This window comes from Asticcacaulis sp., from assembly GCF_027484505.1.
Lineage (GTDB): Bacteria > Pseudomonadota > Alphaproteobacteria > Caulobacterales > Caulobacteraceae > Asticcacaulis.
On the sequence record NZ_JAIXSV010000102.1, the window covers coordinates 1 to 3,468 of the forward strand.

Genomic DNA, 3,468 nt, shown 5'->3' on the forward strand with positions numbered 1-3,468 from the left:
CGCCGGGCAGTACAACTCGCTGGATGGTGGTAACCCGTACCTGCAGCCGGAAACCTCCGACACCTACTCGATCGGTTTCGTGGCGACCCCGGCCGCCATTGAAGGCCTGTCGCTGACCGTTGACTACTTCAAGATCAAGATCAAGGACGTTATCGACACTGTCCCGTCGGATCTGGCGGTCAATCGTTGCGGCACCACCGGCAATGCGGCCTTCTGCTCGCTGATCACCCGCGACCCGACCACCGGTTCGTTGTGGATCGGCACGGTGGCCAACGTTCTGGCCACCAACGTCAACATCGCCTCGCTGTCCACCTCGGGCATCGATCTTGAGCTGGCCTACCGCTTCGATCTGGATGACGTGGGTCTGGCTGATGCCGGCTCGCTGTCCTTCAGCCTGGTCGGTACCTGGATGGATACGGCGAAGAGTGAGCCGCTGCCGGGTGAAGGCGAGTATGACTGCGTGGGCCTGCATGGCGCCACCTGCGGCGTGCCGACCCCCGAGTGGCGTCATCGTCTGCGTACCACCTGGGCGACCCCGTGGGATGCCAACCTGTCCCTGTCCTGGCGCTATATCGACAGCGTGAAGGCACAGGCCACGTCCAGCAACCCGCTGCTGTCCGCTGCGTTTAACCCGCTGAACGAGAAGCTGAAGGCGATGAACTACATCGACCTGGCTGCTACCTACAGCCCGATCGAGAACCTGTCCTTCTCGGCTGGTGTGAACAACATCTTCGACCGTGACCCGCCGCTGTCGTCCGCTCTGGCTTCGGTCCAGGGCAACGGCAACACCTATCCGGGCGTGTACGACTCGATGGGCCGCTACGTGTTCATGGGCGCCCAGGTCAAGTTCTGATCTGGTCCGCACAGGATATGATACCAACGGTCATAAGTTATGACCGTTGGTACGGCGGTTCCTAACGCCGCGCCGCCCGTGCGGCATAGCCAATCCTGCGAATACAGGCATCGGCGATTGAGGCCAGGAAAGATTGACCAACGGTCAAGATTTCCTACCGCTGATATGAGTTGGGAATGGCGGGGCTTCGGCTCCGCCATTTTCGTTTGTGCCGGTGCCAAAGGCCTGCCCCCACTTGTCACAACAGCATGCACCGTTCCGCCGCAATCCGGCCGTGATGCGGGGTCAGCCTGACCTGATATCCATGGCAGTGGATTGGAACGGAAGATGAAAACGCGTATGGCAATGGCCGCCCTGGCGGCCGCACTCCTGTCCCTGGCGCCTGCGATGCAGGCCTTGGCGGGTGATCACCGGCACGGCCGTGACCGGCATCACCACCATCATCATTATGATCGGGGGTATGATCGCGGGCCGCGCTATGACAATTACCGCTACTACCGGCCGCCGCCGCGCCCGTCGGCGATTTTTATCTACCGCGACTATGGCTACGGCCCGTCGCTGGTCCTGGATGTGTAGATCGGTCGCCGGCGTTGATGCACCGGCCGGCCAGCCCGGTGCGTTTGGGAAATTTCAAATACCGGGCGCCATGCTCCCTGGCCCCCGGTATCAGGTTGGGATCAGATCAAAGGCGATGGTGATGCGCGGCGCCTCATCCTGGAACGGCACCGTGCCGTGCCAGAAGTAGGAGGGGAACAGCACCAGCCGGCCCGGCCTGGGCTGCACCGCGTGCAGCGCGGGCAGGCTGATCTCTGGCCCCAGATTGGGCACACCGAAAGTCAGCCAGCCCGACTGGTCCCCCGCATCGGCGGCCGGCGGCACCTGCAGGTAATAGACCCCGCTGATCCAGCCTTCGGGGTGGATATGATGGGTATGAAAGCCACCATCCCGCAGGCGTGATGACCAGGAACCGGCGAACGCCAGGCCCTTGCCGCGCCGTCCGAAATAAGGATGGCTGCGGTCGGCCGGCATGGCATCGACATAGCCCCGCACCGTGGCCAGGATCTGTTCCCGAAGGGCCACCAGCGGCGCCTCGTCACGTTGGGCGAACAGGTTGGCGCTGGTTTGCGTGCCCTTGCGCAGGGTCAGGTGAATGGGCTCGTTCACCGTATCATGCAACCGGTCCAGCAGGGACAGGCAGTCACCCAGGAAAGTATCACGGTCCGCCCAACCGTCCGGCGCCTGCAGGTCGAACACCGCTACGCAGCCATTAATGTCCAGCGGATTGTTACCCTCCAGCCGATCCAGCGTGCCCGACAGGGCCAGCGCATATTGATCATGGGGGACGTGCGAGAGGGTCTGCCGGGCCACCTCACGCGCCGCTTCCCGATCCCCTGATCGGACCAGCGCCAGGGCCAGGTCGTTGCGCAGCGGAATATTGTCGGCCTGTTGCTCCAGCAGGCGGCGCAGCAGGGGCACCGCATCCGCCGGGCGGTCGGCCCGCAGCAGCAGGGCCGTCTGCCGGCGCAGCAGCGACGGATCGTCGGGGGCCAGCGTCAGGGCCAGACTGCAATTCTGCATCGCCGCCTCGACAAAGCCGAATTCGGCCTGCAACTCCGCCGCGATATCCAGCGCCCGGGCGGACTGCGGCTGCGCCCGCATCACACCATAGATGGCGTTGAACACCTCATCCAGACGACCCAGGGTCCAAAGCCGCCTGGCCAGATTGCGATGGGCATCGTGGTCCAGCGGGTCGCGGGCGATGGCCGCCCGGAACGCCTCGATGCTTTCCTCATAGCGGCTGAGATCGCCCAGCACATTGCCCAGCAGCAGCCAGGCCTCCTTGGCGCCGGGGGCCAGCGCCGTCGCCCGCCGCGCCAAAGGTTCGGCCTCGGCATAGCGGTGCTGCGTGCGCAGGCAGGCGCCAAGGTTGATCAATGCCAGCGGGTGATCCGGCGCCAGCGTCAGCGCCTTGCGCAATGCCGCTTCTGCTTCCGACAGTCGCTCTGCATCCGTCAGGGTCAAACCCAGCATCAGCAGGCACGGCACATGGCGTGGTGACAGTTTTAACGTGTCGGAACAGGCCTTCTCGGCCTCGGGCAGGCGCCGCAGCGCATGCAAGGCCTTGGCGCGATGGAAATGAAAGTCCGCGTTGCCCTGTGTCAGGGCGATGGCGCGATCATAGCAGGACAGCGCGTCGGCCGGCCGGCCTTCCGCCAGATGCAGGTTGCCCAAGTTGCTCCACACGCCCGGCTGACGTGGATTGGCGTCCAGTGACCGGCGCATATGATCGACCGCCAGATCGGGCCGGCCTGCATTTTTGGCCAGCAGCCCCAGCAATTGCCAGGCGTCGGGGTTGCGGGGGTCGATGGTCAAAACCTGCCGATAGGCCTGTTCGGCCTGTGCCGCCTGTCCTGCCTTCTGCGCCGCCAGACCGGTTTGCAGCAACTGGCCGATATGTCGGGCCGCCGGCCCCGGAACGCCCGCCATGGTTTGCCGCCTCACCCCGCCACGGCCAGATGGCCCAGTTCGGCCACCACCTGTTCATAGGTGGCCCGCTTGAAGGGCACGATCAGCGCCGTCAGCTTGTCCATCGGCACCCATTGCCAGGCATCGAA

Annotated in this window: 3 protein-coding genes; 2 read left to right on the top strand and 1 reads right to left on the bottom strand. The window is 64.6% G+C overall.

All coding sequences use genetic code 11. The features are described from left to right. The coding region (locus tag Q0072_RS06320) for a TonB-dependent receptor (RefSeq protein ID WP_298327326.1) at window positions 1-853 on the top strand (853 nt) is incomplete at its 5' end. 327 nt (window positions 854-1,180) lie between these two features. Continuing rightward, entirely contained in the window at window positions 1,181-1,429 is a 249-nt protein-coding gene (locus tag Q0072_RS06325; RefSeq protein WP_298327328.1) for a hypothetical protein, read from the top strand. A gap of 90 nt (window positions 1,430-1,519) precedes the next feature. Here the strand turns inward: Q0072_RS06325 and Q0072_RS06330 are convergent, their stop codons facing one another. Next, entirely contained in the window at window positions 1,520-3,340 is a 1,821-nt protein-coding gene (locus Q0072_RS06330; protein ID WP_298327330.1) for a tetratricopeptide repeat protein, read from the bottom strand. Window positions 3,341-3,468 lie beyond the last annotated feature (128 nt).